The 24,836-nt window shown below is 68.6% G+C and carries 20 protein-coding genes and 1 tRNA gene; 15 read left to right on the plus strand and 6 right to left on the minus strand.

Going from position 1 to position 24,836, the window contains the following annotated elements; translation table 11 throughout:
- Position 1: 1 nt before the first annotated feature.
- On the minus strand, positions 2-1,162 hold the full coding sequence (locus tag ACQZ13_RS07740) for a S1C family serine protease (protein WP_431050768.1): 1,161 nt from the start codon (positions 1,160-1,162) through the stop codon (positions 2-4).
- Between the two features lie 13 nt (positions 1,163-1,175).
- On the opposite strand from ACQZ13_RS07740, the gene ACQZ13_RS07745 reads away from it, so the two are divergent.
- The 3 genes from ACQZ13_RS07745 (at position 1,176) to ACQZ13_RS07755 (ending at position 3,711) form a co-directional block, all read left to right on the plus strand.
- Positions 1,176-1,928 (plus strand): Nif3-like dinuclear metal center hexameric protein, encoded by a 753-nt coding sequence (locus ACQZ13_RS07745; RefSeq protein WP_431050770.1) that lies wholly within the window; start codon positions 1,176-1,178, stop codon positions 1,926-1,928.
- Positions 1,925-2,953, plus strand: a complete 1,029-nt coding sequence (pdxA, locus tag ACQZ13_RS07750) for a 4-hydroxythreonine-4-phosphate dehydrogenase PdxA (RefSeq protein WP_431050772.1) — start codon at positions 1,925-1,927, stop codon at positions 2,951-2,953. The genes ACQZ13_RS07745 and pdxA overlap by 4 nt, the downstream gene beginning before the upstream one ends.
- A 101-nt stretch (positions 2,954-3,054) precedes the next feature.
- Positions 3,055-3,711 (plus strand): energy transducer TonB, encoded by a 657-nt coding sequence (locus tag ACQZ13_RS07755; RefSeq protein WP_431050774.1) that lies wholly within the window; start codon positions 3,055-3,057, stop codon positions 3,709-3,711.
- A 60-nt stretch (positions 3,712-3,771) separates the two neighbouring features.
- Here the strand turns inward: ACQZ13_RS07755 and ACQZ13_RS07760 are convergent, their stop codons facing one another.
- Together ACQZ13_RS07760 and mscL are read right to left on the minus strand one after the other, a co-directional pair.
- Entirely contained in the window at positions 3,772-6,189 is a 2,418-nt protein-coding gene (locus ACQZ13_RS07760; RefSeq protein ID WP_431050776.1) for a DUF1631 family protein, read from the minus strand.
- A 117-nt stretch (positions 6,190-6,306) separates the two neighbouring features.
- Positions 6,307-6,750 carry a large conductance mechanosensitive channel protein MscL gene (gene mscL / locus ACQZ13_RS07765; RefSeq protein WP_067276605.1) on the minus strand — a complete coding sequence of 148 codons (444 nt, stop codon included), beginning with the start codon at positions 6,748-6,750 and terminating at the stop codon, positions 6,307-6,309.
- 221 nt (positions 6,751-6,971) lie between these two features.
- On the opposite strand from mscL, the gene petA reads away from it, so the two are divergent.
- The 7 genes from petA to ACQZ13_RS07800 all read left to right on the plus strand — a co-directional run bounded on the left by petA (position 6,972) and on the right by ACQZ13_RS07800 (position 12,289).
- Entirely contained in the window at positions 6,972-7,568 is a 597-nt protein-coding gene (gene petA / locus ACQZ13_RS07770) for a ubiquinol-cytochrome c reductase iron-sulfur subunit (RefSeq protein ID WP_297529861.1), read from the plus strand.
- Between the two features lie 32 nt (positions 7,569-7,600).
- The gene (locus tag ACQZ13_RS07775) at positions 7,601-9,001 is read left to right on the plus strand and encodes a cytochrome b (protein ID WP_431050779.1); all 1,401 of its coding nucleotides are present in this window, start codon (positions 7,601-7,603) and stop codon (positions 8,999-9,001) included.
- Positions 9,002-9,027: 26 nt separating this feature from the next.
- Positions 9,028-9,810: a cytochrome c1 gene (locus ACQZ13_RS07780; RefSeq protein ID WP_297529863.1), complete on the plus strand. Its 783-nt coding sequence runs from the start codon at positions 9,028-9,030 to the stop codon at positions 9,808-9,810.
- A 167-nt stretch (positions 9,811-9,977) separates the two neighbouring features.
- Positions 9,978-10,595: a glutathione S-transferase N-terminal domain-containing protein gene (locus tag ACQZ13_RS07785; protein ID WP_067276593.1), complete on the plus strand. Its 618-nt coding sequence runs from the start codon at positions 9,978-9,980 to the stop codon at positions 10,593-10,595.
- 14 nt (positions 10,596-10,609) lie between these two features.
- The gene (locus ACQZ13_RS07790; protein WP_431050782.1) at positions 10,610-11,167 is read left to right on the plus strand and encodes a ClpXP protease specificity-enhancing factor; all 558 of its coding nucleotides are present in this window, start codon (positions 10,610-10,612) and stop codon (positions 11,165-11,167) included.
- An 88-nt stretch (positions 11,168-11,255) separates the two neighbouring features.
- Positions 11,256-11,331 (plus strand) — tRNA-Thr (locus ACQZ13_RS07795).
- Positions 11,332-11,608: 277 nt separating this feature from the next.
- Positions 11,609-12,289 carry a DVUA0089 family protein gene (locus ACQZ13_RS07800; RefSeq protein WP_088403236.1) on the plus strand — a complete coding sequence of 227 codons (681 nt, stop codon included), beginning with the start codon at positions 11,609-11,611 and terminating at the stop codon, positions 12,287-12,289.
- 120 nt (positions 12,290-12,409) lie between these two features.
- Here the strand turns inward: ACQZ13_RS07800 and ACQZ13_RS07805 are convergent, their stop codons facing one another.
- On the minus strand, positions 12,410-12,745 hold the full coding sequence (locus ACQZ13_RS07805; RefSeq protein WP_088403237.1) for a hypothetical protein: 336 nt from the start codon (positions 12,743-12,745) through the stop codon (positions 12,410-12,412).
- A 254-nt stretch (positions 12,746-12,999) separates the two neighbouring features.
- On the opposite strand from ACQZ13_RS07805, the gene secA reads away from it, so the two are divergent.
- The 3 genes from secA (at position 13,000) to argJ (ending at position 18,542) form a co-directional block, all read left to right on the plus strand.
- A complete protein-coding gene (gene secA / locus ACQZ13_RS07810; RefSeq protein ID WP_431050785.1) occupies positions 13,000-15,759 on the plus strand; it encodes a preprotein translocase subunit SecA in 2,760 nt (919 codons plus the stop codon).
- A gap of 311 nt (positions 15,760-16,070) precedes the next feature.
- Positions 16,071-17,165, plus strand: a complete 1,095-nt coding sequence (locus ACQZ13_RS07815; protein WP_431050787.1) for an FxDxF family double-cut PEP-CTERM protein — start codon at positions 16,071-16,073, stop codon at positions 17,163-17,165.
- Between the two features lie 147 nt (positions 17,166-17,312).
- Positions 17,313-18,542, plus strand: coding sequence for a bifunctional glutamate N-acetyltransferase/amino-acid acetyltransferase ArgJ (gene argJ / locus ACQZ13_RS07820; RefSeq protein WP_431050789.1), 1,230 nt, complete (start codon positions 17,313-17,315; stop codon positions 18,540-18,542).
- 20 nt (positions 18,543-18,562) lie between these two features.
- Here argJ and ACQZ13_RS07825 read toward each other — a convergent pair whose 3' ends face one another.
- On the minus strand, positions 18,563-20,014 hold the full coding sequence (locus ACQZ13_RS07825) for a hypothetical protein (protein ID WP_431050791.1): 1,452 nt from the start codon (positions 20,012-20,014) through the stop codon (positions 18,563-18,565).
- A 119-nt stretch (positions 20,015-20,133) separates the two neighbouring features.
- Between ACQZ13_RS07825 and ACQZ13_RS07830 the strand changes: the two genes are divergently transcribed.
- Positions 20,134-20,871: a response regulator transcription factor gene (locus ACQZ13_RS07830; protein ID WP_431050793.1), complete on the plus strand. Its 738-nt coding sequence runs from the start codon at positions 20,134-20,136 to the stop codon at positions 20,869-20,871.
- Positions 20,872-20,964: 93 nt separating this feature from the next.
- Complete coding sequence (locus ACQZ13_RS07835) at positions 20,965-22,278, plus strand: class I SAM-dependent methyltransferase (protein WP_431050795.1); 1,314 nt, start codon at positions 20,965-20,967, stop codon at positions 22,276-22,278.
- Positions 22,279-22,330: 52 nt separating this feature from the next.
- Here the strand turns inward: ACQZ13_RS07835 and ACQZ13_RS07840 are convergent, their stop codons facing one another.
- Positions 22,331-24,799 carry a hypothetical protein gene (locus ACQZ13_RS07840; RefSeq protein ID WP_431050797.1) on the minus strand — a complete coding sequence of 823 codons (2,469 nt, stop codon included), beginning with the start codon at positions 24,797-24,799 and terminating at the stop codon, positions 22,331-22,333.
- Positions 24,800-24,836 lie beyond the last annotated feature (37 nt).

A 24,836-nucleotide genomic window follows, 5' to 3' on the forward strand; every position in this document is an offset into this window, starting at 1 on the left:
CTCATTCCGGCACGGCATCGTCGGTGGTCTGCGGCTGCCGCAAGCCGACCTGCAGCGGCAGCTTCAGCGTGTCCTTGCCGCGCTGTACGGCGATCAGGGTCTGGCTGTCGGGCTTCAGCGCCGCGACGACGTTGACCAGCTCGCGCGGCGATCGCACCGGCTGCCCCGCCACCTCGACGACGACGTCGCCGGCCTCCAGCCCGGCCTTGGCGGCCGGGCTCGCCTTGAAGACTTCCTTGACCAGCACGCCGTGATCGACGGACAGCTTCAGCGTGTCGACGACCTCGGCGTTGACGTCGCCGGTGATCACGCCCAGCCAGCCGCGCGAGACCTTGCCGTCCTTCACCAGCGCTTCCAGCACCTGGTACGCGGAGTCCACCGGAATCGCGAAGCCGATGCCCAGGCTGCCGCCGCCGGTGCGCGAGTAGATCGCCGTGTTGATGCCGACCAGCCGTCCCTGCACGTCGACCAGCGCGCCGCCGGAGTTGCCGGGGTTGATGGCGGCATCGGTCTGGATGAAGTTCTCGAAGGTGCTCAGGCCGAGCTGGGTGCGACCCAGCGCGCTGATGATGCCGGAGGTCACCGTCTGGCCGACGTTGAACGGATTGCCGATCGCCAGCACGACGTCGCCGACCTGCAGCTCGCCGGCCTTGCCCGGATGGATCACCGGCAGCGGCGGCGGCAAGGTGATGCGCAGGACGGCCAGGTCGGTCTCGGGATCGGTGCCGACCAGGCGCGCCGGCGTGTCGCGGCCGTCGGCCAGCTGCACGCGGATCTCGGTCGCACCCGCGACGACATGGTTGTTGGTCAGCACGTAGCCTTCGGGCGAGACGATCACGCCCGACCCCAGCCCGGTCTGCGGCCGCTGCTGCTGGGGCCGCTTGCCGAAGTGGAAGCGCAGCCAGGGGTCGGCGTCGATCTCGCGCTGACTGGGCGCGGGCTTGTTGGCCAGCACCGCGACCACCGCCGGCGACGCCGCCTGGGCCGCCGCCGCGAAGCTGAACTGCACCGACGCTCGCGGCGGGGCCCCGGCCGCGGCGGGCAGCGTGGGCACGACCTTGGGAGCCTCGTGCAGCCATTCGGGCTTGAGCGTGGCCACGACGAAGTAGCCGGCCAGCGCCACCGTGGTGGCCTGGGAGAAAATCAGCCAGGTTTGACGCAAGAGAGATCCTGTCATGGCACATCGCACGGAGCTGGAGCGGCTGCTCGCCGCCACGCTGGAGCCCACGCGCTTCAAGGATTATGGGCCGAACGGTCTTCAGGTCGAGGGCCGCGACCAGATCCGGCAACTGGTGTGCGGGGTCACCGCGAGTCTGGCGCTGATCGACGCCGCCGTTGAGTCGGGGGCCGACGCCATCCTGGTCCATCACGGGCTGTTCTGGCGCGGCCAGGACGGCCGCGTCACCGGCTGGATGAAGCAGCGCCTGTCGCGGCTGCTGACGAACGAGATCAACCTGTTCGCCTATCACCTGCCGCTGGACGCGCATCCGGAACTCGGCAACAACGCGCAGCTCGCGAAGCATCTGGGCTGGGCGGCGGAAGGCCGCTTCGGCGAACAGGACCTGGGCTGCATCGGCGCATTGCCGGCGGCGTTCGAATCGCTGGAGGCGCTGGGCACTCATGTTGAGCAGCGCCTGGGTCGCGCGACGATCCAGGCCGCCGGCGACGGCCGCCCGCTCAAGCGCGTCGCCTGGTGCACCGGCGGCGCGCAAGGCTACTTCGAGGCCGCCATCGCCGCCGGCGCGGACGTGTTCATCACCGGCGAGATCTCCGAGCCGCAGGCGCACTACGCGGCCGAGACCGGCGTGGCGTTCATCGCCGCCGGCCACCACGCGACCGAACGCTACGGCGTGCAGGCGCTGGGACGGCAGGTGGCCGAGCAGCTCGGCCTGCAATACCGATTCATCGACATTCCGAACCCCGCATGAAGAACGACGTCGAAAGCTCCCGCCCGCTGCTGCTGACGATGGGCGACGCCTGCGGGATCGGCCCGGAGATCGCCGTCGCCGCCTGGGCGAGCGACTGCGGGTCGGATCTGCGCCTCGTCGGCGACGTCGGCGTCTTCCGGCGCGCGCTGGACGTCATGGGTGTGCGACTGCCGGTGGCGGTGCTGGCCCGCGCTGACGATCCGGCCCCGCCCGACTGCCTGCCGGTGTGGCAGCCGCCGGACTTGCCGCAGGATCTGCTCGCGCAGCCGATCGGTCAGGTGAGCGCGGCCTCAGGGACGGCGGCCGCACGCTGCATCGTCGCCGCGACGCAGGAGCAATTGGCCGGGCGCTCCCGTGCGCTGGTGACGGCGCCCATCCACAAGGAAGCGCTGCATGCCGCCGGTGTCGACCATCCGGGTCACACCGAGTTGCTTCAAGCCCTGTGCGCCGACGCGGACGGCCGGCTGCCGCCCGTGCGGATGATGCTGGCCAACGACGAACTTCGCGTCGTGCTGGTGACCATCCACGTGGCGCTGCGGCAGGCGGTCGACCAGATCACCACCGGGCGCGTGCTGCAGACGATCCGGATCGCCGATGCCGCCCTGCGTCGCGCGGGGATCGCCGCACCGCGCATCGCGGTGGCGGGCCTGAATCCGCACGCGGGCGAAGGCGGCCTGTTCGGCAGCGAGGAGATCGAGCACATCGCGCCTGCGATCGCGCAGGCCCGCTCGCTCGGCATCGATGCCAGCGGGCCTTTCGCGCCGGACACGGTGTTCATGCGGGCGCGCCATGCGCCGCCGAAACATCCGGGCGAGTTCGACGTGGTCGTCGCGATGACGCATGACCAGGGGCTGATCCCGGTGAAGTACCTCGGCGTGGAGGAGGGCGTGAACGTGACGCTGGGCCTGCCGCTGGTGCGCACGAGTCCCGACCACGGCACCGCGTTCGACATCGCGGGGACTGGCCGCGCGGACCCGTCGAGCCTGTCGGCGGCGATCCGGATGGCGCGGACGATGTCGGGCTGAAGCGCCCTCGTGCATCCCCCCTCATGGGGAGTTCGCACGGTGGATTCCCGTCGGGGCGTTGCCCATAATCGTGGGCATCACATCAATTCGGGGAGTTCGAGATGGAAGCAGGACGGAAGACGCGGCCGGGCCGCCTGGCGTTGCTGGCGCTGGCGGGTGCGCTGCAGTTCGGCGTGGTGGGTGGCGCTTCGGCGCAGGAAGTCCACCAGCCGCTGAATGTCAGTTTCGACGTGCTGTTCGACGAGAACGGGCAGGCCAAGGAGGTCACGCCGATCGACGAAGCGTCGCAGACGCCGGCCTTCTGGCAGCAGATGATCGCCCGGTTGCAGAAGGCGAAGATCCCGGCGCGCCAGGAAGATGGCAAGGGAGCGACCTTCCGCACCGGTGTCGAGCTCTATCTCAACGTCGACAAGGTGAAGTCGACGGTCGCCATCAGCTCCATGAGGATCGTGCCCATCCCCACGAAGATCGCCTACGCCGCCTATCCCAAGGACGCCGCGTCGAATGCCGGCTGGGAAGGTGAGCTCAAGATGATCTGCCGGGTCGGCACCGACGGCACCTGCGTGCAGACCAACGTCGAGATGCCGGCGGGCATGCCCGAGTCGCTGCGTCGTTACGGGCGCGCCTCGATGGAGCAATGGCGCTTCAAGCCGCAGGAAGTGAACGGCAAGCCGGTCGAGGGCGAATACGTCGTGCTGATGCGCATGAAGACCGCCGACGACCTGCCGGTCGATTTCCGCGAGCCGCGCAAGCTGTAAGTGGGGACACCGACGCCGGAAGCGCAACGCGTTCCGGCGCCGGGTGCCGCGTCGAGCGGCTCAGTGCTTCGCGCCGAGCGCGGCCAGCTGCTGCCGCGCGCGGGCGGTGGCGCGTTCCAGCAGATGGGCGTGTTCGAACGCCCGCAGCCGGCCGCCTTCGCACAGCTTGTGCAGCATGCGCGAGGTCATCGTCAGCGTCTCCTGATGCTTCGTCCCGTGGGTGAAGATGAAGAAGCTGCGCGTGCCGCTGATGTGGGCCAGCCGCACCTTGATCCAGTCGCCGTCCCGGTGCATCCGGTAGGCGGTGCCGATCTGGAGGTGGTCGATCAGCAACTCGCCGGTCGGGGGCGAGGGTGCTTCCTCGGCGGCGGGCAGGCCGTCGATGCTGATGTCGACCGCCTGCAGCGGCTGATGTTCGTCGGCGCCGAGGTCGAGATCGATGTCGACATGACCGTCCCAGTCGACATGCGCGTCCTCGATGAAGCCGACCCGTCTGGCTTCTTCGTCGGACAGCTTCTCGCTCAGGTCCAGGTCCAGCGGCACGTTGCCGGCCGCGGGCAGGTCCTGCTCGCGCGGCGGCGCCATGCCGAAGACGGACTCCAGCTGCTTGGCCAGCAGGTTGTATTCGAGCGGGCTGAGGGCCTGACCCTTCAACGACTCCGCGTGAGCGGGTAACAGCTCGGCGAAGAACTTCTTGCGGTCGGGCTCCGGCCAGCGGACCAGGTCCAGGCCTTCGTTGAGCGTGCGCATGAGCACCGGCAGCGAGGCCAGGAAGCCTTGGCGCTGCTGAGGCGTCGTCTTGGGCTGGACCGACAGCACCAGGTCACGGCCCATGTTGCGCAGCCGCTCCACCAGCGCCGCGTCCAGATCCGGGTGACGCGAGGCGTGCACCAGGACTTCGCTCCAGGTCTGGGTAAGGAAGTCGCGCAGGAAATCGCGCATGTCCACGCTGGACATCGCCTGCTGCAGCTGCTGCATGTAGCGGCGCTGCAAGCGGAGTTCGGTTTCCTTGCGCTCCAGCAGCGCGGCGGAGTCGCCCTGCGACTTCAGCGTCTGGGCGGTCTGGTCCTGGATGAACTGTTCGAGCTGGCCCAGCTTGGACTCGTACAGCTCCATCCGGTCGAAGTCGCCGCTGACGACGTCCTGGATCAGGTCGCGCACCAGCGTCAGGTAGGACTTGCCGGGATCTTCGGTGAAGTCGTCGTAGGCTGCGGCCAGCGTCGCGATGCGGTTGACCAGGCGTCGCACCGGATGCCGGCGCGAGGAGAAGAAGGAGCGGTCGCCCAGCGCCGCGCGCAGCACCGGCAGTTGCAGCCGGGCAATCTGCTGCGCCATGAGCGGCGGCAGCTTGGCGTCGGACAGGATCTGATCGAACAGGCCGGCGACCACGTCGATCACCATGTGGTCGAGCGAGCCGCTGGCCGCCTGCCGCAATTCCTCGCGATGCAGGTGGATCAGGTTGGGCGGCAGCACGATCGGGCCGCCGTCGACATAGCCGGCGGGATCGCCGTCCCAGCCCTGCCACTGGCTGTTCACCGGCAACTGGCCGCTGCCGGTCGCGGGCATGCCCATCGCCGGGCTCATCGCCAGGCGGCGCATGAGGTCCATCAGCGGCGGATCGACCGACCAGCCCATGCCGCCGCCGGATTGGCCGCCGCCGGTGGTCGCGTAACCGTCGGCACCGCTGCCGCCGTGGAATCCGCCGGCCATGCTGTTCAGGCCGCCGGCGCGGCTGCCGTGGACAGCCGGGTGCAAGGCACCGGGCAGGGTGGCGTAGCGACTGTCATGCAACGGCACGCCCGAGGTCGTGCCGCCGTGCAAGGACTGACCCCGCGTGGCGCCAGCAACAGCGCGCACGCGCAGATCCTGCGGGCGAAGACCGCGGCTGCGGAAGAGTCCGGCGACGTCGGCGTAGCAGGCGCGCATCTCCAGCGCCAGCGCGCGGGTGAGCTCGTCGGTCAAGACCTGGCGCGTGTCCGGATCGTCCGTCACGGCGTTCACGGCCTCGATCAGTGCCTGGGCGATGGCCTGCGGGCGCAGCGGATGACGGTCCTCGTCCACGCCCGGGATGTCGCCCATGTAGGAATTGACTTCGCGCAGCTCCCACTCGCTCTGATGACCCAGCGCCAGGCCGATGCGGTCCGTCGCGACCAGCGTGTTGACCTGGTCGTCGTCCATCAGGGAGAGCTCGTCCCACTGCGTCGCCTTGGGCGCGGCACGTGCATTGCCCGGCGAGGCGGTGCCGGCGCTGGGCGCCTCGGCCGCCTGCTGGCGCATGGACTGGTCGAAGCGCTGCGAGAACAGCGCCTGGTGCTTGCGGAAAATGAATTGGGCGGACAGCAGCGCGTCCCGCCGCTTGGCCTGTCCAGAGGACAGGGCGGCGAGACCCAGACCTTCAGCGCCGCGCTCGGCGGCTTGTTCCGCCGCGAGGCGCACGCGCTGGAGCGCCGCGTCGACGTGGGGGTTCAGACGGTTCATCAGGGCATCAGGCACATTGTGGTGACCGCACCACACGCCAAGTATCGGCGATGGCCATCCCTCGTCCGGGTGGGACTCACCCGGCTTGTGCGCAAAAGGTGAGCTTTGAGCGCAGATTTACGCTTTGTCACGCCTCAGCGCGTCGCGGATCTCGCGCAGCAGCTGGATGTCTTCCGGCGTCGCGGCCGGCTCCGCCGGGGCGGCGGGGGTGTCGCGCTTCAGGCGGTTCACCTGCTTCACCATGATGAAGATGATGAAGGCCAGGATGATGAAGTTCAGCAGCACCGTCAGGAAGTTGCCGTACGCGAAGAGCGGCACGCCGGCCTTCGTCAGGGCTTCGTAGGTCATCGGGCCGGCGTAGTTGGCCGGCGGGTCCGACAGCATGACGAAGTAGCTGCTGAAGTCCAGGCCCCCGACCGCCTTGCCGACGATCGGCATGATCAGGTCCTTGACCACCGAGTCGACGATCTTGCCGAAGGCGGCGCCGATGATCACGCCCACGGCGAGGTCCATCACGTTGCCCTTGACGGCGAACTCACGGAATTCGGTCAAAAAACCCATCGCTTGCTCCTTGTGCTTCGCGTGTGCGAAGGCGTCCACTACCAATCGCTTTCCCGGGGTAGTCCTCCGCCTCCGGGCAAGCATCCTAACGGCGTTTGCACCACGACAAATGTCAACGTGGTGCACCGATGCACATCGGTAGAGCGCCTAGGGGCGGACCGGAACTTTCTTACCTAGAATCTTTGGTTGCCCCTGATCAGAAGTTCCCTGTAAGGACCCTCATGAGTGACCCACAAGTGGACCAAGGCAAGCGCACCTGGCTGATTGCAACCGGTTGCGCGGGAGCAGTAGGCGGCGTGGCCACCGCCGTCCCGTTCGTCAGTACCTTCGCTCCGAGCGAGCGCGCCAAGGCGGCCGGAGCCGCCGTCGAGGTGGACATCGGCGGTCTCGCCCCCGGTCAGAAGCTGACCGTCGAATGGCGCGGCAAGCCGGTCTGGATCGTGCGCCGGACCAAGGAGCAGCTCGACGCGCTCAAAGGCAACGATCCGGAGCTGGCCGACCCGCAGTCGGACCGCAAGGCCTTCCCGATCCCGGAGTACGCCAAGAACGAATGGCGCTCGCTCAAGCCGGAGTACCTGGTCGTCGTCGGCATCTGCAGCCACCTCGGCTGCTCGCCCAGCGACAAGTTCCAGTCCGGCCCGCAGCCTTCGCTGCCGGACAACTGGCACGGCGGCTTCCTGTGCCCCTGCCACGGCTCGACCTTCGACATGGCCGGCCGCGTCTTCAAGAACAAGCCCGCGCCCGACAACCTCGAGGTGCCGCCTTATGCGTTCCTGTCCGACACCCGGCTGTTGATCGGTGAAGACAAGAAGGCCTAACTCCCCAGGAACAGGACCGAGGCAGACAACACATGGCTGAATTCAAGGAAGCACCCGCCGGAGCCCCCTTGGGCGTCAAGCTGATGACCTGGGTGGACAACCGGTTCCCCGCGTCCAAGCTCTACAAGGAGCACATGTCGGAGTACTACGCTCCGAAGAATTTCAACTGGTGGTACATCTTCGGCTCGCTGGCGCTGCTGGTGCTGGTGATCCAGATCGTCACCGGGATCTTCCTGGTGATGCACTACAAGCCGGACTCGACGCTCGCGTTCGCGTCGGTCGAATACATCATGCGGGACGTCCCCTGGGGATGGCTGATCCGCTACATGCACTCGACGGGCGCGTCGGCGTTCTTCGTCGTCGTCTACCTGCACATGTTCCGCGGGCTGCTGTACGGCTCGTACCGCAAGCCGCGCGAACTCGTGTGGATCTTCGGCTGCGCGATCTTCCTGTGCCTGATGGCCGAGGCCTTCATGGGCTACCTGCTGCCGTGGGGCCAGATGTCCTACTGGGGCGCGCAGGTGATCGTGAACCTGTTCGCCGCCGTGCCCTTCGTGGGCAACGACCTGGCGCTGCTGATCCGCGGCGACTACGTGGTCGGTGATGCGACGCTGAACCGCTTCTTCAGCTTCCACGTGATCGCGGTGCCGCTGGTGCTGCTGGGTCTGGTCGTCGCGCACATCATCGCGCTGCACGAAGTGGGATCGAACAACCCGGACGGCGTGGAGATCAAGGCGAAGAAGGGCGCGGACGGACATCCGCTGGACGGCATCCCGTTCCACCCGTACTACACGGTGCACGACATCTTCGGCGTCGGCCTCTTCCTGATGGCCTTCTCGGCGGTGATCTTCTTCGCGCCGGAACTGGGTGGCTACTTCCTGGAGTACAACAACTTCATCCCGGCCGACCCGCTGAAGACGCCGCCGCACATCGCGCCGGTCTGGTACTTCACGCCGTTCTACTCGATGCTGCGCGCCACGACCGACGTGATGGTGCAGGTGCTGTGCGGCGTGATCGCGCTCTCGGCGGTCATCACACTGCTGCGCGGCGGGCTGTCGGCGCTGGGCAAGGGCATCGTGGTGGTTGGCGCGGTGATCGGCATCGCGCTGCTGCTGACCTTCGACGCGAAGTTCTGGGGTGTCGTCGTCATGGGCGGCGCGGTCATCATCCTGTTCTTCCTGCCCTGGCTGGACCACAGCCCGGTCAAGTCGATCCGCTACCGCCCCGACTGGCACAAGTATCTCTACGGCATCTTCGTGCTGCTCTTCCTCGTGCTGGGCTACCTGGGCGTCAAGCCGCCGTCGGATGCGGGAACGATCGTGTCGCAGATCGGCACGCTGTACTACTTCGGCTTCTTCCTGCTGATGCCGTGGTGGAGCCGGGCCGGCACCTTCAAGCCGGTGCCCGATCGCGTCACGTTTCACCCGCACTGAACCGCCAACGTCACGGAGTCGAACGAATGAAGAAAATCATCGCCACGCTGCTGACGTCGCTGTGCCTGGGCGCGGGCCTGACGTCGACGGCGCTCGCGTCTGAGGGCGGCATCGAGTGGGACCGTTTCCCGACGTCGAAGATGAACGATCTGGCCGCGCTGCAGCACGGCGCCAAGATCTTCGTCAACTACTGCCTGAACTGCCACAGCGCGAGCTTCATGCGCTACAACCGGCTGAAAGACATCGGCCTGACCGACGAGCAGATCAAGGGCAACCTGCTGTTTGCCGGAGAGAAGGTGGGCGAGACCATGAAGGTCTCGCTGGACCCGAAACAGGCCAAGGAATGGTTCGGCGCGCTGCCGCCGGACCTCACCGTCATTGCCCGTTCGCGGGCCGACGGTGCCAAGGGGACAGGGGCGGATTACCTCTATACCTACCTCAGAAAATACTACCGCGACGAAACCAAGGCCACGGGATGGAATAATCTCGCTTTCCCCAGCGTGGCCATGCCGCATGTGCTGTGGGAGCTCCAGGGCGTCCGCACCGCCAGGTTCGAGGAAGAAAAGGACCCGCATGACCCGTCCAAGGTCACGCATGTCTTCAAGGACTTCGTACAGGTGACGCCCGGGACGATGACGCCGCAGCAGTACGACGAGTCCGTTGCCGACCTGGTCGCCTATCTCCAATGGATGGGCGAACCGGCGCAGGGGACCCGTTTCCGGCTCGGCATCGTCGTGGTGCTGTTCCTGCTGGGGTTCACCGTGTTCGCCTGGCGCTTGAATGCTTCCTTCTGGAAGGACATCAAGTAAGAACCGATGACCCGGTCGAAGACCGGGTCCTCAAGCGCAGTGGGGCGCCGAACAGGCCCCCACTGCGTTGTCGTTTGTCTGTTCGGTCTTTGGACCGCGCCGGCGTTGAACTGTGTTGTTTGTAGAAATCGATGAAGCCGAGAGGCTTCGATCAGGAGTCCACTGCCATGATGGTGCTTTATTCCGGAACCACTTGCCCCTACTCGCACCGTTGCCGGTTCGTGCTGTTCGAGAAGGGCATGGACTTCGAGATCCGTGACGTCGACCTGTTCGCCAAGCCCGAAGACATCGCGCTGATGAACCCGTACAACGAGGTGCCCATCCTCGTCGAACGCGACCTCATCCTGTACGAGTCGCACATCATCAACGAGTACATCGACGAGCGCTTCCCGCATCCGCAGCTGATGCCCGGCGACCCGGTGGCCCGCGCCCGCGTGCGCCTGTTCCTGTTCAACTTCGAGAAAGAGCTGTTCGCCCACGTCAACGTGCTGGAGAACCGCGGCCAGACGGTCAAGCCGACCGAGAAGCAGCTGGAGAAGGCCCGTTCGCAGATCCGCGACCGCCTCACGCAGCTGGCGCCCATCTTCCTGAAGAACAAGTACATGCTGGGCGACGACTTCTCGATGCTGGACGTCGCGATCGCGCCGCTGCTGTGGCGCCTGGACTACTACGGCATCGACATGTCGAAGAACGCCGTGCCGCTGCTGAAGTACGCGGAACGGATCTTCTCGCGTCCGGCCTACATCGAGGCACTGACGCCGTCCGAGAAGGTGATGCGCAAGTAATACACTGGCTCCCCATGGATGACAGCAAGGACGGCGGCGGTCTCGCCGCCAGCTCGACGCGGCCGTACCTGATCCGCGCCCTGCACGAGTGGTGCACGGACAACGGGTTCACGCCCTACGTCGCCGTGCACGTGGACCGCACGGTCCAGGTGCCGATGGAGTACGTGAGCAACAACGAGATCGTGCTCAACGTCGGTTTCGACGCGACCAGCAACCTGGACCTCGGCAATGAACTGATCCAGTTCAAGGCCCGGTTCGGCGGCGTGGCGCGCGAGATCATCGTGCCGGTGGATCACGTGGTGGCGATTTATGCGCGCGAGAACGGCCAGGGCATGGCCTTCCCGCCGCCGAGTCCGGAAGACGCCGCTGCGCGCCAGCCGGCGCCGACCGCGCCGCGGGGCCTGCGGCTGGCGTCCGATGCGAACAGCGGCGCTCCTGGTGGCGCTCCCGGCGCCGCGCAGGGCGAGTCCAAGCCGGAGCCGGTCGCACCGGCGGCTGCGACGCCGCCGGAGGACGACGATCCGGGCGCGGGTCCGTCGGGTGGACGCCCGGCGCTCAAGCGCATCAAGTGATCGTCGGTTTTTTCGCTCCGGACCGCTCCCAGCTGCGTCTAGAATGCAGCCCGCGCCGCAGCTTCTGCGGCGTTCCAGTTTTCCTTGTGCCGGCTTAGCTCAGTTGGTAGAGCAACCGCCTTGTAAGCGGTAGGTCATCAGTTCGAATCCGATAGCCGGCACCATCGAACACGCAGGCGACAGCCTGTTCCGAAGCCCCGATTCGTCGACCGACGAGTCGGGGCTTCGGTCTTTCTGCCTTCCGGACTTCGAGCCCGAATACCCGCGAACACCCCCAAAAGGCGGTGTCGCCCCGCTTGACACTTGTGTGAAGTTACTCACGTAACTGCATGTACGTATCTGATTTCAAAAGGAAATCAGTCGTGGCATAGCCTTTGCTCTGGCCGCCCCCGTGTTCAACCTGCCGGTCACCTCCTCACACCGGCTCTCACGGGAAATTTCATGCACAGCTTGTTCCGTCGTGGCGCCGCCGTCCTGGCCGCCGTCGCTGCCCTGGGCCTCTCCGCCGTCGCGCACGCGGCGCCGACCAACTTCTCGTTCACCGGCAGCTTCGCGCAGGCCAACGATGTCCAGACCTTCACCTTCACGGCGAACGGCTCCTCGGCGGTCCGTCTGATCACCTACAGCTACGCGGGCGGCACGCAGGCCAACGGCAACGTGGTCGCCGCCGGCGGCTTCGACCCGATCCTGGCGCTGTTCAATGCCAGCGGCGTGCTGGTCGGCCAGAACGACGACGCGACCAGCAGCACGCCCGGCACCTGCGGCGGCGGCGCGGTCAACCCCGATCCGGCCGGCGGCGCACGCTGGGACACCTGCCTGGACCTGACGCTGAGCGCCGGCGTCTACACGGTCGCCGTCATGCAGTTCGACAACTTCGCCCTCGGCCCCAACCTGGCCAACGGCTTCACCTACGACGGCAACCCCAACTTCCTGAACGGCAAGTGCGCCAACGGCGTGTTCTGCGATGCCGGCGGCCGTGAGCGCAACGCGCTGTGGGCCTTCGACATCCTGAACGTGGAAGGCGCCCAGCAGAACGACGTGCCGGAACCGGCCTCGCTGGCGCTGGCGGTGATCGCGCTGGCCGGTCTGGGTGGTGCGCGCCGTCTGCGCCGCAAGGACTGACCCCCGCGGCCTTGCGGGAGACGACAAGAGACCGCCTCGGCGGTCTCTTTTTCCTTGTGAAGCGGGGAAGGTCGGGGAAGGTCTGGGAAGGGGAGGGAAGGACAGGGGCTGGCGGACGACTCAGGACTGCCTGACGCGGATCCTCAGCTCACCTTCCAGCAGCAGGCCTTCCTCGCGCAGCAGGCGCAGCAGGGTCGGCTGCAGGTGCCGCAGCTTGGCGGCGATGGCGGCGTTGTCCGCCACCAGCGTCCAGCCCTGCTCATCGAGCGTGCCGGCCTGGACGAAGCGTTTCATCGCGCCCGGCAGCGCGACGCTCACCGCCGCCAGATGGCGCCGCGACAGCGCCAACTGGTTCCCCAGCCGCGCCAGCATGCCGTTCTGCGACATGGCCCGGCCGAAGTCCAGCGGATCGGGCGCGTCGGGCTTGGCGCGGGGAGGCAGATAGCGGGTGGCCATGGGGCGTCAGTGTAGTCCTGCCGCTCGGAAACCCGGAGTCCGCCGCCGGTCCGGCGCCGTGTCCGCCGCCCGGTGCCGTCAGGGGCCCGGTGCTAAACTCCGCCGGTTTTTCTCCGCGCAGACGCTTGCAACCCGAGGCTCCGGCCTCATGTGCACCGGTCGCGCGGCGCTGCCCTCATCAGGCCGCCCACGAGGCGGTCCGCCGGGCGTCCAGGCCCGGTCGACCGGGCCCTCCACAGAACTTCAAAAAGCGCATGTTGCCCAAGCTTTTGACCCAGATTTTCGGCAGTCGCAACGAGCGTCTGCTCAAGACCTATCGCAAGGACGTCGAGCGCATCAACGCGCTGGAACCGCAGTTCGAGGGCCTGAGCGACGACCAGTTGCGCGCGAAGACCGAGGAGTTCAAGCAGCGCATCGCCAAGGGCGAGACGGTCGACGACATCCTGCCCGAGGCCTTCGCCGTCTGCCGCGAGGGTAGCAAGCGCGTCCTGAAGATGCGCCACTTCGACGTGCAGCTGATCGGCGGCATGGTCCTGAACGCCGGCAAGATCGCTGAAATGCGCACCGGCGAGGGCAAGACGCTGATGGCGACGCTGCCGGTCTACCTGAACGCGCTGACCGGCAAGGGCGTGCACGTCGTGACGGTCAACGACTACCTGGCCCGGCGCGACGCCGAGTGGATGGGTCGCCTGTACCGCTTCCTCGGCCTGACCGTGGGCATCAACTACTCGGGCCTGCCGCGCGACGAGAAGCAGGCCGCCTACGGCGCCGACGTCACCTACGGCACCAACAACGAATACGGTTTCGACCACCTGCGCGACAACATGGTCTACGAGGTGCGCGACCGCGTGCAGCGCAGCCTGGCCTACGCGATCGTCGACGAGGTCGACTCCATCCTGATCGACGAGGCGCGCACGCCGCTGATCATCTCCGGCCAGGCCGAGGACCACACGCAGATGTACGTGGCGATCAACGCGGTCTCGCCGCAGTTGAAGCGCCAGGTCGGCGAGCTGGATCCCCGCACCGGCGAGGGCGTGATCGAGCCGGGCGACTTCACCGTCGACGAGAAGTCGCACCAGATCTACCTGACCGAGGACGGTCACGAGAACGCCGAACGCCTGCTGGGCCAGGCCGGCCTGCTGGCGGAGGGCGCGTCGCTGTATGACGCGGCCAACATCACGCTGATGCACCACCTGTACGCGTCGCTGCGCGCCCACCACGTGTATCACCGCGATACCAACTACGTGGTGCAGAACGGCGAAGTCATCATCGTCGACGAGTTCACCGGCCGCCTGATGACCGGCCGCCGCTGGAGCGACGGCCTGCACCAGGCCGTCGAGGCGAAGGAAGGCGTGCAGATCCAGGCCGAGAACCAGACGCTGGCCTCGGTCACCTTCCAGAACTACTTCCGCATGTACGGCAAGCTGTCGGGCATGACCGGCACGGCCGACACCGAGGCCTACGAATTCCAGGAGATCTACGGCCTGGAGACCGTGGTGATCCCGCCGAACCGCCCGACGGTGCGCAAGGACGAGCTGGACCTGGTCTACAAGACGACCAAGGAAAAGTACGACGCCGTCACGCAGGACGTGCGCGACTGCCATGAGCGCGGCCAGCCGGTGCTGGTGGGCACGACGTCGATCGAGAACTCCGAGAAGGTCGCCGAGCTGCTGACCAAGGCGGGTCTGCCGCACCAGGTGCTGAACGCCAAGCAGCACGCCAGAGAGGCCGACATCATCACGCAGGCCGGTCGTCCGGGCGTGATCACGATCGCGACCAACATGGCCGGCCGCGGGACCGACATCGTGCTGGGCGGCAGCATCGAGAAGGAAGTCACCGCCATCGAGAACGACGAGGCGCTGGCCGAGTCCGACAAGCACGCCAAGATCGCCGCGCTGAAGGCCGACTGGCAGAAGCTGCACGAGCAGGTGAAGGCCGCGGGCGGCCTGCGCGTGATCTCGACCGAGCGTCACGAGAGCCGCCGCATCGACAACCAGCTGCGCGGCCGTTCGGGCCGCCAGGGCGACCCGGGCTCGTCGCGCTTCTACCTGTCGCTGGACGACCAGCTGATGCGCATCTTCGCCGGCGATCGCGTGCGCGCGATCATGGACCGGCTCAAGATGCCCGAAGGCGAGGCGATCGAAGCGGGCATCGTCACGCGCTCGATCGAGAGCGCGCAGCGCAAGGTCGAGGCCCGCAACTTCGACATCCGCAAGCAGCTGCTCGAGTACGACGACGTCTCGAACGACCAGCGCAAGGTCATCTACCAGCAGCGCAACGAGATCCTCGAGGCGCAGGAAGTGCTGGAGCAGATCACCCACCTGCGCAAGGGCACGCTGACGGACGTGGTCCGCGGCTTCGTGCCCGAGGAATCGCTGGAAGAGCAGTGGGACCTGGCCGCGCTGGAGCGCGTGCTGCGCGACGAGTGGAAGCTCGAAGTGCCGCTGGCCGAGATGCTCAAGAAGAGCGAGACCCTGACCGACGAGGACGTGCTGGACGCCGTGCTGAAGGCGGGCGAGGTCTCCTTCCAGGACAAGCTGGACCGCGTCGGCCTGGAGCAGTTCACGCCGTTCATGCGCATGGTGCTGCTGCAGAGCATCGACCAGCACTGGCGCGAGCATCTGGCCTCGCTGGACTACCTGCGCCAGGGCATCCACCTGCGCGGCTACGCCCAGAAGAACCCGAAGCAGGAATACAAGCGCGAGGCCTTCGAGCTGTTCTCGCAGCTGCTGGACGCGGTGAAGCTGGAAGTGACCCGGGTGCTGCTCAACGTGCGCATCCAGTCGCAGGAGGAGGCCACGGCCGCCGCCGACGCGATCGAACAGCGCGCCGAGAACGTCGGCAACGTGACCTACACGCATCCGAACGAGGACGGTTCGGTGTCGCAGGACGTGGCGACGATCGCCGGCGGGACGGAAGCCATCCCGGCCGAGTGGGGCCACGTCGGCCGCAACGACCCCTGCCCGTGCGGCAGCGGCAAGAAGTTCAAGAGCTGCCACGGCAAGCTGGCCTGATCGGTCGCTGCTCCTGAGATCGACGGCGCCTCACGGGGCGCCGTTGTGCTTTCTGCGTGAGGCCAAAGGACTCGTCGGGGCATCGACGGTTCGGACGCCCGAGGGAGGGCCAGGTCTTGCGTGATGGATTCACGGCCCGGGCGTGGCGTCCGTCCGACGCCGCGCGGGCGCGATGTGCGCTTTCTCACAACCCGGTCGCCGGCACGCGTTTCTCCCCCCGTGGCGAGGGGGACACCGTACGGAACCCCCTCGATAGAGTCCGCTGCATCGACCTGCCCAGCGGGTCTTCGAGGTCTCCGGACCGCACCGCCATGACGCTCACGACCCGCTTCTTCGCCGCCGCCCTGGTTGCCGCCGCCGCCTTCTCCGCGCAGGCCGCGCCGGTGACCGCGTCCCAGTCCGTCGCCCTGCAGTCCGGCACGACCGTGGACACGAAGACGGCCGGCTTCACGATCAACCATCTGGTGGCCGGCGAGTTCGTCGACACCTTCACCTTCACCGGCATGGATCGCTGGGGCCTGGTCAACGCCAGCCTGACGACCAGCGCGCAGCAGGCCCGCTTCAACATCGACTTCATCAGCGCCACGGTGAACGGCCAGACGGTGAACTTCACCCGCACGGCGCTGGGCAGCTTCCAGAACGGCTTCGAGTTCGGTCGCATGGACGACTACCTGCTCAGCGGCCCGCTGGTCCTGACCGTGCGCGGCTACGCCGGCCAGGGCCTGGCCGCGGGCACGGCGATCAGCGCCAGCTACTCCGGCACCATCAACGTCACGCAGGTGCCGGAACCGGGCAGCCTGGCGCTGGCGGCGTTCGGCCTGTTCGGCATGGGGGTCGTGGTGCGCCGCCGCCGCGTCGCGCGCGGCGCCGTGGCTGCCGTCGCGCTGGCTGCGGCCGCCACCGGCGCGATGGCGCAGTCGGATCTCAACCAGACGCACGACACCGTCCTCGCCGGCGACCAGAGCGGCCTGACCGGTGCGCCCTACGTGATCCATACCGTGGCCGGCAGCTTCCTGGACACGCTGACCTTCCACTACAGCGGCACCGGCCTGGTGGACGCTTCGCTGATCACGATCGGCACGGGCGCGGGCCAGCAGATCAGCTTCACCGAAGTGCTGCTGAACGGCCGCGCGCTGACGATCGATCCCGCCGTGCCGATGGGCAACGCCACCTACCAGCGCGCCTGGCTGGATTCGACGCTGATCGCCGGCGACTACACGCTGACCGTCAAGGGCATCGCCGGCGGCTCGCTGGCGGCGGGTACGAACGGCATCGCCGCCAGCTACTCCACCACCTTCAACGTGATGCCGGCCAGCGCCGTGCCGGAGCCGCAGAGCTACGCGATGTTCCTGGGCGGCCTGGCGCTCATGACCCTGATGCTGGGACGGCGCCGTCAGAGCCTCTGACCGCACCCGACCCGAGGAGAAAACGCCCCGCTCGCGGGGCGTTTTCCATCGTGCCGTCGACGTCACGCGCGACTCCTACAATCGCGCCCATTCGTCCCGGGCGCGTCGACTGCCCGGAGGCTTCTTCACCCTCTGCCGTTCATCGCCATGCCCGTCAACCTCACCGCTCCCGATCCGCAATCCCTGCTGCCCGTGCCCGGCGTGCGTCTGGGCGTCACGATGGCGGGGGTGCGCAAGGCCAACCGCCGCGACCTGACCGTGATCGCGCTGGATGAAGGCGCCAGCGTCGCCGGCGTGTTCACCGCCAACCGCTTCTGCGCGGCGCCGGTCCAGGTCTGCCGCGAGCACCTCGCCGCCGGCACCGCGATCCGTGCGATCGTGATCAACACCGGCAACGCCAATGCCGGCACCGGCGCGGACGGCCTGGCGCGCGCGCGCCAGACCTGCGACGCGCTGGCCGCCGAGCTCCAGCTCGACGCGAAGCAGGTGCTGCCGTTCTCGACCGGCGTGATCATGGAGACGCTGCCGGTGGACCGCATCGTCGCCGGCCTGCCGGCCGCGATCGCCGCGTTGAAGGCCGACAACTGGGGCGAGGCCGCCGCCGGCATCATGACCACGGACACGCTGCCCAAGGCCTGCTCGAAGCAGGTCACGATCGGCGGCCGGACGGTGACCATCTCCGGCGTCTCCAAGGGCGCCGGCATGATCCGTCCGAACATGGCGACCATGCTGGGCTTCGTGGCCACGGACGCGGTCCTCGCGCCGGAACTGCTGCAGCCGCTGGTCAAGGAAGCGGCGGACCTGTCCTTCAACCGCATCACGATCGACGGCGACACCTCGACGAACGACTCCTTCGTGCTGATCGCGACGCACCAGGCCGGCCACGAGCGCATCACCTCGCTGTCCAGCGACGAAGGCCGCGCGCTGCGCGATGCGGTGATCGCGGTGTCGCAGCAGCTGGCGCAGGCCATCGTGCGCGACGGCGAGGGCGCGACCAAGTTCATCTCCGTCGTGGTGGAAGGCGGCAAGGACGAAGCCGAGTGCCGCAAGGCCGCCTACGCGATCGCGCACTCGCCGCTGGTCAAGACCGCGTTCTTCGCCAGCGATCCCAACCTGGGTCGCATCCTGGCGGCGGTGGGTTACGCCGGCATCGACGACCTCGACCAGAGCCTGATCGACCTGCACCTGGACGACGTCCACGTCGTGACGCAGGGCGGCCGCCGCCCCGAATACAAGGAAGAGGACGGCCAGCGGGTCATGAAGCAGAGCGAGATCACCGTGCGCGTGGGCCTGAACCGCGGCCCGGCCAGCACCACCGTCTGGACCTGCGACTTCAGCCACGAGTACGTGACGATCAACGCCGACTACCGGTCCTGATCGCTCCTGATCGCTCCTGATCAGAAGTCGACCGCCCGCGTCCCGCGCACGCCGCGGGCCAGCAGTGTGGCGTTGATCAGCTGCGCTTCCTCGCGGCTGCCGAACGGCCACACGGCGGCGCGCCAGCCGTCCTTGGTCTGGAAGACCTCGCCGTGCGTCACGGCGTTGGCGCCCAGCGTCGCGCCGATCATCTCGCGCATGCGCGCCAGCAGGGCCTCGGCGTCGGCCTTGTTCTTGTGGGGCTGACTGACCAGCGCCACCAGCTTGCCGCCCGCCGCGCTGTCGCGTTTCATCAGGCTGCTCAGGCCCGTGTCGTCGACGCTCACGCGACGTTCGGTCTCCGAGCCTGCGGCGGAGGCGCCCGGCTTGGCGGCATCGGTCGAAGCGGTGGTTCCCGCGGATGCCGCCGTGGAGGAGGTAGCGGGCGTCGTTGCTGGCGCCGGTTCTTTCTCGCGAGAGGAACGTTCGGCGCCGCCCTGCAGGCTCGGGCGGATGTTCGGAATCGCACCGGCGGGCGCTGAAGCGGGAGGGCCTTCCGCGGTCGCCGGCGCGGAGCCCGAACCGCTGGCCGCCGCCATGGCCGCCGATGCCGCTTCGGTGGACGCCGCGGCGGATGCCGGCTCGGAAGCCGCGGAGGCTGCAGAGGCCGCTTGCGAAGACCGTGCCGCCAACTCGGCCAGAGCCGCCGCGGAAGCCGCCTGCGCGGCAGACGCCGCCGATGCCGCCTCGGCCGCCGCCAGGGCGGCCTGGGCCTCCTTGGAGGGCTTGGACGACGGCCACAGGGCCCAGATCGCCGCGATCAGCGCCAGGGCCGCGATGCTGCCGGCCACGCCCAGCCGCGCCGGATCCAGCGCGCGCTGCCCCAGCACCTGATCGCGACGCCCCACGAGGACGCGGCGACGGGCCGGGCCCGCATCGAAAGCGGCGCTCAGCAGCACCAATTCCATCGGCCATGCACCAGCCTGGTTCGCGTCGGCGGCCAGCGCGCGTTCGTCGATGTCGACGCGACGCAGCGGCAGATCGTCGGGGGCGGTCGTGAAGCCGTTGTCCAGGGCCATCGCGGCGACCGCCGCGGTCTTCAGTCCGGGAATGAAATCGTCGACCCACGCCGGGCGTGGACCTGTGCGCGCCGTCTTGCGCTGCCACGGCATCCGACGTTTCGGAGGCGGGGGCGCCACATCGACGGCGGCGCCGCCTTCGAGGCTGGGTTCCTTGGGCAGCGCCTGCGCCATGAAGGGCAGGGCCACCGCGCCGACCGTGTGGACGTCGGCGATGCCCAGGCGTCGGGCCAGCGGATGCTTGTTGTGCCAGTTGACCAGCAGCCAGGCGACGACATCCGGGGACGGGCCTTCCCACGGCGCTGCGGGAGCGGCGGGCGCGGCCGATGCCGCCGAGGCGCCAACGGGCGCGGGCGCCTCGCCGACGGGCGGCGCGGTCGGATCGATGTCGGGCGAGGCGGGGGTATCGTCCATGGCGCCGGCCATTGTGCGTCAGCGCCTGCGGCGCCGATCGCCGCGGGACGGGGGCGATCGCCCCGGAGTTCGCCGCTTCGACCTTGAGCGGCGGGCACGGGACTTGTATGGTGAAGCGCATGTCTGTCCTCCCGCCTTCCGATCCGCCCCGCCGGCCCGCCGCGTCCCGACCGCGTCTGCTGGTCGTGCAAGCGCTGGCGGTGCAGCCCCTGGCGGCCGTGCTGGAGGAGAGCGGGTACGAGCTGCTGCGGGCCGGCGATGCGCTGGCGGCGGTCGACGGACTGGGCGCCGGCCCCGCCCTCGTGATCATGGACATGGAGCTGCCTGAACTGCCCGGCGACGGCCCGCTCGCCCTGCTGCGGCGCCTGACCGGGAGCGGGGTGCCGGTGCTGACCTTGAGCCGTCCGCGCGGTCCGCAGGGCGTGGCGATGCTGCGTGAGGCCGGCGCCGCGGACTGCCTGGTCAAGCCGGTCCGCATGAGCGATCTGCTGCAGCGGATCGAGGGTCTCATGGCGCCTGCGCCGACGATCGTGCCGGTCGAGCCGCGCCTGCCGACGGCCCGCATGGCGGTGCGCGAACGCGACGGTCAGTGCACCTGGCAGACGCCGCAGGCGCGCGCACTGATGTCGGCGCATTTCCCGCCGCCGTGGGCGGACCATGCCCGCCTGCCGCCGGAGGTGCTCGCCTGGCTGCACCGCGAGGCGCTGCGTCGACGCGCCGGAGCGCCGCCGTCGTCCCTGACGATCGCGCCGCGCGCGGGCGAGGCGCGCCATCGGCTCAGCTTCACCTTGACGAACGGCGACGATGAGGTCGTCGGCGAAGGCCACTGGCTGCTGGTGCTCGACCGGCCGGAGTGAGTGGCCGGAGCGAGCGGCCGGTGGGGGGCTGGAAGACCTGCTGGAAGACCTGCTGAAAAGGCCGGCGCGCGGATTGGCGGGACAATCGGGCCCATGTCATCCGGAAGTCCCCTGTTCACGCCGTCCCCTGCGTCCTCCGCGCCAGCCGCGCCCGACGAACGCCAGCGCTTCCTGCGCCTGCTGCGCACCGCCCTGGCGGAGCGCCGCTTCCAGCGTCTGCTGCTGGGTCGTCACGAGGGCGAGGACAGCAGCATCGAGCGCCTGACCGTGCGCGACATCGAGCTGCGCGGCGAACGCGCGCTGAGTTTCCTGTGGCGGCACAAGACCAAGGACGTCACCAAGAACCATCCGCTGGACGAAGGCCTCGCGCTGATCGACGGGCTCCTGGGCAACGACTTCCAGCAGGCCCACCTCGACACGCTGTCCGAAGAGGTCCAGCTGCGCTTCAGCCGCAAGGGCAAGCCGCTGCTGCAGGTGGGGAAGAAGGGCGGCGCTGCTGCCGTTGCTGCCGACGACGGGGCCGACGCGGCTGGCGGCGGCGCCCCGTCCGGCGGCCACGACCGGGCCAAGCCGCGCGAGCTGTCGCCCGACAGTCCCTTCTGGCGCGACCTCGGCGTCACGCACGAGCTCAAGGGCCAGGCCGCGCTGGTGCCGGCGATGGCGCGCAAGTGGAAGCAGATCAACAAGTTCATCGAGATCTTCGGCGCCGCCGTGCGCAAGGCCGGGCTGGACGCGCCGCAGGGCGCAGACCGGCCGGTGCGGGTCGCCGACTTCGGTTCCGGCAAGGGTTACCTCACCTTCGCCATGCACGACTGGCTGCGCGCGCAAGGCCTGGCCCCGTCGGTGCAGGGCGTGGAGCTCAAGCAGGACATGGTGGCGCTGGGCAACGCCGCGGCGGCGCGGCACGGGCTGGAAGGCCTGAGCTTCGAGCACGGCGACGTGCGCGAGCGCGGCGACCGGCCGCTGGACGTGATGGTCGCGCTTCATGCCTGCGACATCGCGACCGACTACGCGATGCATTTCGGCCTGCGCAGCGGCGCGCGCGTCATCATGTGCGCGCCGTGCTGCCACAAGGAGATCCGTCCGCAGATGACGACGCCGGCCGCGCTGCGGCCGCTGCTGCAGCACGGCATCCACCTCGGCCAGGAGGCGGAGATGGTGACCGATTCGCTGCGCGCGCTGCTGCTGGAGCTGATGGGCTACGACACGCAGGTGATCGAGTTCATCGCGCTGGAGCACACCAGCAAGAACAAGATGGTGCTGGCCGTGAAGCGCCCGCAAGACCCGACCCCGGCGCGCCGCGCGGAGCTGCTGGCGCAGCTCGACGAGATCAAGCGCTTCTACGGCCTGCGCAGCCAGGCGCTGGAGACGCTGTTGCGAGTGGAAGGCCGGCTTGAAGCCGCTTGAGCGCGCTCGCGGCGACTTGACCTGGCTTGAACGGATGCTCGCCCGACGGTCGTCAGCGGAACTTCGAATGCCATGCTTCGAGCAGCGTCACGGCCCTCGGGCCGCCGCGCTCCGCAGCTGAGCGCAGCAAGGCGGCGGACGCGCCCGAGGACGAGCCCGCCGCCGCCAGGTCGGCGGCTGTCAGCACACCCCGGGCGCAGGCCGTGTCCAGACGCTCCAGGTAGCGCAGCAAGGCCCGGAACACGGGCCCCTCGTTCACGAGGGACACGGCCTGCCCGGCTTCCACCGCGTCGGGCAGGAGCAGGCGTTTCGCAGCCGACGGATCCAGCCTTTTCAGATCGAACAGTTCGGTCGCCCAGTCGAAGAGCTCGTCCACCAGGAAGGAACGTCCTGAGAGCAGCGCGGCGCTCGCGAACGGCGACGGCACGGGAACGCGGTCGCGACTGGTGACCTGCAGCAGGGTGGCGGTCTCCTCGGGGCTCAGATCGAGACCGGTCGCGATCTTGGAGATCAGGGTGAGTTCGTCCTGCAAGCGCGCGGCGCTGCCCGCATAGAAGGTTGATTCCAGCGCTTCGGAGAAGCCGCCGTCCTCGGCCAGCAAGGGCACGGTCAGCAAGCGCGCGGGGCCGGCGCGCAGGAGCCGAAGGGCCCCCAGCGCCTCGAGCAGGGCGAGGCCGATGGCCTTCCTGCGATCACCGCCCGCCGGGTGACGTTCCCGGAACGCCTGCAGACACGCACGCGCGTCGGCCAGCGGGGCGACGGCGCCGAGCTGTTGCTCGATGCGCGCGAGCAGATGCTGCTGGGGCGACGGCCTTCCCCGACCCGGCAGATCGCCGTCCTCGTGCTGTCCCTGGATCCGCGTGTCGGCGTTGAGCGTGCGGTCGCGCACCGCCTGGTCCCGGACGCATCGCCGCCAGCTGTCCGCGAAACCCTCGGCTCGCCAGGCCGACAGGAGCGTCGCCAGCGGCGTGGCGCGGCGACTGCCGACCAGTAGTTGCAACGCGTCGTCCAGGGCGGCGGCGCCCCACTGCGGCGCCGCTTCGTCCAGCCACGCCGCCAACGTCCGGTCGTCCAATCCCTGTCGTTCAATGACCGTCTGCAGGCCTTCGGTCGACGGGTCGGCGGCGACCCGCGCGCGCAGGGCGACCGCCGGACCCGCGTCCGTCGTCCGCAGCCCGTCGGCGAAGGTCGTCAGCACACGCCGGGCGGTGTCGTCGAACCGGCGTGCCGGCAGACCTTGCGACCCCGACGCGGGACGAATCAGGTCGTCGATCTCCGCCGACGTCGGAAGTCGCAGCACGGCTGGCTTGCGCATGCCGGGTGCGTCATCGACGACGTACGGCCACTTGCCCTCGAACAGCCTGAAGCGCCGAGGCCCCCCGTCGACGACCCGTTCCTCCAGCAACTGGTCCATCGGCGCCGGGGCGATCTGCTGCCGGGCCATGTTGTGCCGGATCCGGATGGTCAGGAGTCGCGCGTCCGCGGTCAGGCCCCGAGGCTGGTCATCCTCGTCCAGCTCGATGACGTCGAGGATATGCAGGTCTCCGAAGCGGGCCGCGAGTTGCTCCACGGTCTTCTCAAGCCGCGCCCAGTGGCCGGGGCCGTGGCACAGGTCGAGCGCGGCGCCCCCGATCTCGCGGGCCAGCGTCCCGCGGACCGCCAGGAGACAGTCGTCGGCCAGGTGTTGCGCGATCGTCGTCATGCCCAGACGCTGTTCCAAAGCGCCGGCGCAGCGCTGCACGATGTCCGCGTGGATGCGGACGTCGACCACATAGGCGTCGTTCTGCTCCGACCTCCGAGCGTGTCCCGGGAGCCGCACCGCGGCGGCGAAGGGGTTCAGCGCGTGCGGCGTGGTGAAGTCGAGATGCGCGAGTCGCGGCTCGGCGCGCAACAGTGCCGCGAGGTGCCCCAGGGCCAGTTCGGAGAATGCGGACCACACGGCTTCGCCCAGTCCGCCGCCCAGGCCCTGGAGTCGCAGAGCCTCCCGCCTGATCTCCGAGCGGTGACGTGCCGCGCAGAGATCCAGCCCTTCCAGCCGTTCGAGCGCATCGCAACGGTCTTCCAGACGGATGCCGTCATTGCCCAGATGCCGGACCAGCGCTTCCAGCTGAGGCTTGTAGTCGGGACGATAGAGCTCGATCTCCCCGCCGACCATCGATCCCCGATGGTCCTGGCGGAACGTCTGCAGTTTCAGCAGCTCCTCTTCGGCCTTGCGCAGGCGGTTCGTCCGCGCGAAGTCGAGGAGCGTCACGAAGGCGTCGGTCCACTCTTTCCGGGCTCTTGCGCCGTCGACACTCGTGAGGAACTGGCCGTTGAGTCTGCGGAACTCTCGCTCGAGCTCGGGCGCGTCGTAGCCTGACGGCCGCTCGGGGGCATTCGTCGGCGCGGGCCTGGTCGCACCCGCTTCCGGGGCGAGGAGGCGCCGGGTGTCATCGTCCTGCCGGCGATCGAAGAACGACGGTTCGAACCCGTAGGAGATCCGGACGTCAGCCGCCCACGGCGCGATCGATGGCAGGGTCATGGATCCCTGGGTGGAGGCGGCACGGTACGGGTTCGCC

The sequence above is a fragment of the Roseateles sp. L2-2 genome (assembly GCF_050613215.1).
Taxonomy (GTDB): domain Bacteria; phylum Pseudomonadota; class Gammaproteobacteria; order Burkholderiales; family Burkholderiaceae_C; genus Roseateles; species Roseateles noduli.